Source organism: Aquimarina sp. RZ0 (assembly GCF_008370685.1).
Taxonomy (GTDB): Bacteria; Bacteroidota; Bacteroidia; order Flavobacteriales; family Flavobacteriaceae; genus Aquimarina.
This window is the reverse complement of record NZ_VTZU01000131.1, coordinates 1-7,200: the sequence shown is the minus strand read 5'-3', so window position 1 is coordinate 7,200 and position 7,200 is coordinate 1. Positions and strand designations below refer to the sequence as shown.

The following is a 7,200-nucleotide window of genomic DNA, read 5'->3' as shown; positions in this document are numbered from 1 at the left end:
TTTTTCCTTTCTACTTCGTTTAAAAAATAAACCGTAGCTATAGCTATGCTTGATTTTTTTGCCTTGCATAAAGAAAAAATAATTCAATGAATTTATACGAATTTTTTAATCACAAATCGTATAAATGCTTCGCTTGCCTCGAAATCAAAATGTTTTGTCAAGATAACGTTTATGTTTTGGTTTTTTTTATACCAGTTCTTAGCGCTTGTTTAAAAACCATACTCTTAGACGAAATCATGATACATTAAATTATTTTTTAATTCAAACTGTAAAACAAAAAGAAATGATTTTCGCAGGTAATTTCATTTGAAAAATGAATGCACTCGATAATTGAGATTTATATGCGTCGGCTTGCTTCGATCGAAATGTTTTTTCAATAAACATCTGGCATACTTGCCAGAGACTTTACTTGAAGCAATTAAGATAGCTCTCTTATAGGAATTGGAACGGCACTACATGAAGCTTGTGATTTTTTATTGATAATTTATCGATAAAAAATCTTACAAAATTTAGCTCGAAGTAGTATAGTTTTTAAACAAAAATCGTCTATTTGAGTGATTTTAAACCAAAAGTGGTATTATGTTTGGTTTGAAGTCTATAAACAATTCTTTATTTTATGCCAAAATTGGTATAGATTATGAATTACTGCTGCGATTTTGTAGTTTTGAGCCAATATAATATAATGGAAGAAGAAAAAGTCATTTTAGTGAATCAAAATGATGAGCAGATTGGGCTAATGTCAAAATTAGAAGCACACAAAAAGGCATTGTTACACAGAGCATTTTCGGTATTTATTCTCAATCATAAGAATGAATTAATGCTTCAGCAGCGAGCACATCATAAATATCATTCCCCTGGTTTATGGACAAATACATGTTGTAGTCATCAGCGCGATGGTGAAACCAATATTCAGGCAGGGGCAAGAAGATTAATGGAAGAAATGGGATTTGTAACCAGTCTGAAAGATACTATCTCATTCATATATAAGGCGCCATTTGATAATGGACTCACAGAACATGAGTTTGATCATGTTTTAGTAGGACATTATGAAAAAGATCCTGTTATAAATCTGGAGGAGGTATCAGATTGGAAATGGATGCCTATTGAGGAGATTAAAAAAGATATAGCGATACATCCGGAAAAATATACGGCTTGGTTTAAAATTATATTTGATAAATTTTACTCACACATTACACTATGAGAATAAAAGCCTGTAGAAAAGCACACTTTAATGCTGCACATAGATTGTATCGAAAAGACTGGAGTGATGAGAAGAATTTTCAGGTTTTTGGAAAATGTAGTAACCCCAGGTATCATGGTCATAATTATGAACTTATAGTGGGTGTTACTGGCGAGGTAGATCCCGAGACTGGATTCTTAATTGATCTCAAAATCCTAAAGGAGTATATCAAAGAAGAAATAGAAGATTCATTTGATCATAAAAATTTAAATGAAGAAGTAACAGAGTTTAAGGAACTAAACCCTACAGTAGAGAATATTGCCATAGTTATATGGAATAGACTAAGAAAAAGAATAAACCCCTCGTACGATATAGAAGTCACACTGTATGAGACAGCTCGAAATTTTGTGATTTATACAGGAGAATAAAAAGTATGGGACTAGAAGTAGGGGATATAGTGCCGGATTTTATAGCTAAAAATGATCTTGGAGAAGATTTTAATAGTAAAGAATGGATTGGTCATAAACCTATAGTGATTTATTTTTATCCTAAAAACTTTACTCCTGGATGTATAAAAGAAGCTTGTGATTTTAGAGACAGTTATGCGGACTTTATAGAATTAGGAGTTGAGGTGATCGGAGTAAGTTCTGATAGTATCAACTCTCATAAGAGATTTAAGGACAGATATAAACTTCCGTTTCCATTTTTATCAGATAGCAATGGTGCGCTTAAAAAAATCTTTGGAATAAAAACAACTCTTTTAGGTATATTACCAGGAAGAGAAACTTTTGTGATTGATCAGGAAGGGATTGTGCGATTGAAGTTTAATAGTATGAATGCTTCCAGACATTTGCAAAAGGCGATTTCAACAGTTAAAAAACTTATGCATTCCTAAAATCCGATAAGCTGGTAATCTATTTTGTAGCTCTTTTAGAATGTAATAGGTTTTCTATTGCACAACCAGTGTTAAAAGATTAATTTTGCACAAAATATATTGAAAATGGCAAATAAAAGAGATCTTAAAAAGGATATCAATTATGTACTAGGTGATATCATTGAGGAAGTGTATATCTGGGAAGAAAACAATCCCGACAAAGATAAAAAAGCTGGAGAAGATATTATTGATGAAGCTATTGCATCCTTTGATGGATTTATGGCCAGAGTTAGTGATCGTGAGGTAGAAAATACCGCTAAACATTTTAAATCTATTAGAGAAGATTTAGAAGTAACAGCAAAGTCTCTGGTAGAAAAAGTAAATTCTTTATAAATTCTTTATAAATTTTTTAAAAAAGTATTTGGAAATATGATTACAGAAATTATATTTGCAACCGCTTTGCCGATGTAGCTCAGCTGGCTAGAGCAGCTGATTTGTAATCAGCAGGTCGTGGGTTCGAGTCCCTCCATCGGCTCTAAATAAAAGCTCTGATATCACTATCAGAGCTTTTTTGTTTTACATACTTTCCTATCAATAAACACCGGTATTGATACATAAGAACTCAGGTGTATCCTGAGATTAGTATCGAACTTTTTTTTGTATCAAAATTTTGTAGATAGCAGCACTATTGATGCTTTTTATTTCGAAGTCTGAAACAAAAAATAACTACTTTCTATTTTGAGCATTTTTAAAGTAGAAATAGCATAATTTTATTTCTCGTCTGAACATAAAAAAAGGTGGCTACAATGCCACCTTTCTTTATGAATTTTCTCTTCTGTATCTTTACTTATGTAAACTCTATTTAACGATAATGAATTCGCTTCGTCTACTTAGCTGATATTCTGCTTTTTTGCAATTAGATCCATTTCCGCAGTCATTGACCAATTGTGTTTCTCCGTATCCTTTGCTGGTCAATCTATCTACAACAATCCCTTTAGCAATCATATACTTTATTGTTGACTTAGCTCTTTGTTCTGATAACCACAAATTATATGCATCATCACCATGACTATCTGTGTGCGATCTGACATCAATTTTCATTGATGGATATTGATTCATTACTTCAATTACCTTTGCTAATTCTACCGCTGCATCTTTTCTGATGTAAGATTGATCAAAATCAAAATAAATTGGTTTTAGTGATAACACTTTTGCCAGATCATCTCCCACACCAGCAGTTTTTATCTTCGTCTCTAATAATAATGGAACATCTATTGTTTCTGTCTCTCCTGGTGCGTTAACTAGTTTCTCTAAAGTAGTATATTCTTCTTTTTCTGCACGTACAAAATATTTGGCATTACAAGGAACTACATGACTATAGGATGCATCGTCTCCAACAATAAAACTTTTGAGTAAATTATTACTACTATCAAATATAGAAACTTTAGTCCCTGGTAATACTTCCTGAGTGTCTATATCTTTTACGATTCCGGCAATCGTAATCTCACAAAAGCTTTTGAGATCTTCTAACTGTAAAAAGCTATAAATATCATCTTTCCCTTTTCCTCCTTCTCTATTAGAGGAAAAATAACCTCTTTTTGATGTATCATCTACTATGAATGCAAAATCATCATCAGGACCATTTACTGGTTTCCCTATATTTACTATTAATTTTTCCTCGTCAGTTTGCGGATTTAATCGGGTTACATACACATCTAATCCTCCTAATCCGATATGCCCATCAGAAGCAAAATACAAGTCATTATTGGCACTAATAAAAGGAAAGGTTTCTTTTCCTTCTGTATTAATCGTATCTCCTAAGTTTTTTGGTTCACCAAAACTACCATCTGCTTTAATTTTTACTTCGTAAATATCAGATTGTCCTTGTCCTCCAGGCATATCTGAAGAAAAGTACAAACTACTCTCATCAACACTCAAAGCTGGATGCGCTGTAGAATACTGGTCACTGTTAAATGATAAATTTTGGGGAGTAGTCCACCCTCCCTGAGTATTTTTATAAGATCGATAAATTTTTAATTTGTTCGTTCCTTTTTTATCACTACCATAATTTCTTCCGTCATAATTATTTCTGGTAAAATATACTGTTTTACCATCTTTTGTAAAAACAGGAGTAGATTCATGAAACTTACTATTTATTTTTCCGTCTAATTTTTCTATTTCTGAAAGTTCCCCATTTACCGGATTATATTCTGTAGTATATAAATCTAAAAACGATTCATCATTCCATTGATGTATACTTTTCTTTACTAATAAAGTATCTCTTGATGAACTAAATACAATAAATCTCCCAAAGAAAGCTGAACCAAAATCTGTAAAAGGCGTATTAATATCTAAATTTTTGATCTCAAATCTCCCTGACTGAAAATCTATTCTCTTTAAATAATTAGGTTCTTCCTGGAATAATTGAGCTCTTTGATCATCAGAACTGGAGGCTGCAAATTTTTTCATAAATGCATCAGCATCTTCATATCGTTCTACTGATTTTAAAGTTTGAGCATATCTAAAATAATACTCTGCCTCTACTTCATCTGGATAAGAATTGACGAGTTCTTCATACCACTTTGAAGCCTCTTCAAATTGACTATTAAAATAATAACTGTTTCCCAGGTTTTTGAAAAGGTCAGCGCTTTTATATCCTTTGTTTACAACCTTTAGATATGTTTCCTGAGCATTGATATACTCATATTTGTCATATTGACTCTGTGCTTTACCTAATTTCCTTTCTTGAGAAAACATTGTATTTACTAATAAAAAGCCTACAATAAAAAATAGCAACTTACGTAATACTCTATTCATTTTATTTTGATTATATTTTTTTATGCAATCTATACTAACTTTATTTATACATTCAATCACTCAAGACTACCATTAAGAGTGTGCAACGGCGTCATCTGATTAAAAGAAACGTGGTGTTAACATTCTATTATATTTTTTGAATAATTCAAAACGTAACATCACCTCATAACTTCCATCATTGAATTGTGTTCTTCCTAATTCTGTAGTTTCTCTATCGTATGCAAAACCAATCATCAATGAATCAGAAACCTGAAACCCTGCAATTGCACTAAATGCGGCACTCCATCGATATCCTAACCCCATAGTTAACCTATCATATAGCAGAAAGTTAGCAGATACATCTACTTGCAGAGGAGCTCCAAATACTAATTTGGTTAATACGGCTGGCTTAAATTTTACACTATCACTAATATCAAATACGTGTCCCGCAATCAAATAATAATTGATTCTTTCTTCTGCTATAAATGTTGAAGAATTATCACTTTCTACGGTAGCACCTTCATCAAAATGATCTGTTTCTAATAAATTAGGTGCACTCAACCCCGCATAAAACTTATCCGTATGATAATATATTCCTACGCCGACATTAGGACTGAATTTATTATCTATATTATTTTCAAAATTAGGATCATTAATATCAAATTGAGATAATCTTTGGAAATCAACATTTAATAAATGCCCACCAGCCTTTAACCCAAAACTTAGTTTACCACGCTCTGAAGTAGGAATTGTATAGGAAAAATCAATATCAAAATAGGTTTCATCTGTAGGTCCTATCTCATCATTGACTATAGATACCCCTAGCCCAACTTTATTATTTTCTCCTATTGGCGTATTTAAAGTCAATGTTTGTGTCCTTGGGGCGCCATCTAACCCAACCCACTGACTACGATGTAATCCCATAATACTCATAACACCTCTGCTACCTGCATATGCAGGATTTATACTAATTGTATTATACATATACTGTGTATATTGAGCATCCTGTTGTGCACTACTAAAACTTGAAATCAGGCCAAAAATGACCAGCATAAATATTGTTAATAGTCTATTCATATGTATATCATTATTTGATTTAGGGAATAACAAATATATACTATTCCAAATAAAGCTTTATCTGTTAATATATAGGTAACCTGCTTTGGATCTGTTAATACCAGAAGCATTAACATACTCTAAAAGATAATAATAGGTTCCCACGGGTAATTCTTCTTTTTCAGAAACCGTAACTCTCCCCTTACTAATTCCTACAAAACGTTCGACTCCTTCCTGCATATAACCATCTTCTTCAAAAACTTCAACCCCCCATCGGTTATAAATCCTTAATGTATTATCAGGAAAGTTCTGCAATCCTACAATAAGGAATTCGTCATTGATATTATCACCATTAGGACTTATCCCCGTATAGATTACGACTTCATCTTCAATTGTTATCACTGTTATAGTTTCATCTTCTCCATCCCCATCTCCATCAGTATCAACATCTGTAGTATTTAAAACATCATCAGAAATATCGATTATATCATCGCCATTAGGGCTTTGTCCTGTAACGGAAGCTTGATTAACAACACTACCGGATAAAACATCCGAGGCTGTTAATGTATAGGTTGCTGTAAAAGTTAGCTCATCAATTTCTCCCACTGCCAAATCAATCGGACCTCCTGTAATTACAATACCTGGTAATGGATCTGTTAAAATGATATTAGTAATATCTACATTTCCCGTATTTTCTACAGTAAACACATATTGAATTTCATCTCCAACATTAGGAAGACTATCTCCATTGACATCTACATAAACACCTGTTTTTGTTAATGCTAAATTAGCATTCTGAATAATTGTAGTAATCGTAGGGTCATTCGTTGGATCCAAGTCTCCATCTTCATCTACAGTTTCATCACCACTATCCGAAATATCCATTACATTTTCTCCATTAGGATCTTCTCCTATAACGGTTGCACTGTTCATTACTTCTCCATTATTAATATCATCTTGCGTAATAATGTAAATTGCTGTTGCTGTCCCTTGTTCTCCTGGATTCAATGTCGAAGGTGTAACTGCTAAATTTGTACTACCAGTGAGTATGTCATCTATAAAAATAGCATCAATCGTAACATTACCTGTATTCGTAACTGTAAATGTATATGTAATACTATCACCTACTGAAGAACCATTTGCAATTCCAGTTTTAACAAAAGTTAGTTCTGGCATTAATGTTAGAATAGTCACCGTAGGATCATTATCCGGAACACCATCCGTGCTACCATCGCCATCTGGAGTCTCAACGCTTTCATCTCCTGCATCAGAAACATCAATAACATCATCTGTA

At 32.7% G+C, this 7,200-nt stretch carries 7 protein-coding genes and 1 tRNA gene; 5 read left to right on the top strand and 3 right to left on the bottom strand.

Annotated elements, in window-relative coordinates; genetic code table 11:
• Positions 1-682: 682 nt before the first annotated feature.
• The 5 genes from idi (at position 683) to F0000_RS26070 (ending at position 2,589) form a co-directional block, all read left to right on the top strand.
• On the top strand, positions 683-1,201 hold the full coding sequence (gene idi, locus F0000_RS26090) for an isopentenyl-diphosphate Delta-isomerase (RefSeq protein ID WP_149627641.1): 519 nt from the start codon (positions 683-685) through the stop codon (positions 1,199-1,201).
• Positions 1,198-1,608, top strand: coding sequence for a 6-carboxytetrahydropterin synthase (locus F0000_RS26085; protein WP_149627640.1), 411 nt, complete (start codon positions 1,198-1,200; stop codon positions 1,606-1,608). The genes idi and F0000_RS26085 overlap by 4 nt, the downstream gene beginning before the upstream one ends.
• A 5-nt stretch (positions 1,609-1,613) precedes the next feature.
• On the top strand, positions 1,614-2,075 hold the full coding sequence (locus F0000_RS26080; protein ID WP_149627639.1) for a peroxiredoxin: 462 nt from the start codon (positions 1,614-1,616) through the stop codon (positions 2,073-2,075).
• Between the two features lie 105 nt (positions 2,076-2,180).
• Entirely contained in the window at positions 2,181-2,447 is a 267-nt protein-coding gene (locus F0000_RS26075; protein ID WP_149627638.1) for a hypothetical protein, read from the top strand.
• Between the two features lie 68 nt (positions 2,448-2,515).
• A tRNA-Thr gene (locus F0000_RS26070) sits at positions 2,516-2,589 on the top strand.
• 323 nt (positions 2,590-2,912) lie between these two features.
• Here the strand turns inward: F0000_RS26070 and F0000_RS26065 are convergent.
• The 3 genes from F0000_RS26065 to F0000_RS26055 all read right to left on the bottom strand — a co-directional run.
• On the bottom strand, positions 2,913-4,871 hold the full coding sequence (locus F0000_RS26065) for an OmpA family protein (protein ID WP_149627637.1): 1,959 nt from the start codon (positions 4,869-4,871) through the stop codon (positions 2,913-2,915).
• Between the two features lie 99 nt (positions 4,872-4,970).
• On the bottom strand, positions 4,971-5,927 hold the full coding sequence (locus tag F0000_RS26060; protein WP_149627636.1) for a type IX secretion system membrane protein PorP/SprF: 957 nt from the start codon (positions 5,925-5,927) through the stop codon (positions 4,971-4,973).
• Positions 5,928-5,984: 57 nt separating this feature from the next.
• The coding region (locus F0000_RS26055; protein ID WP_149627635.1) for a gliding motility-associated C-terminal domain-containing protein at positions 5,985-7,200 on the bottom strand (1,216 nt) is incomplete at its 5' end.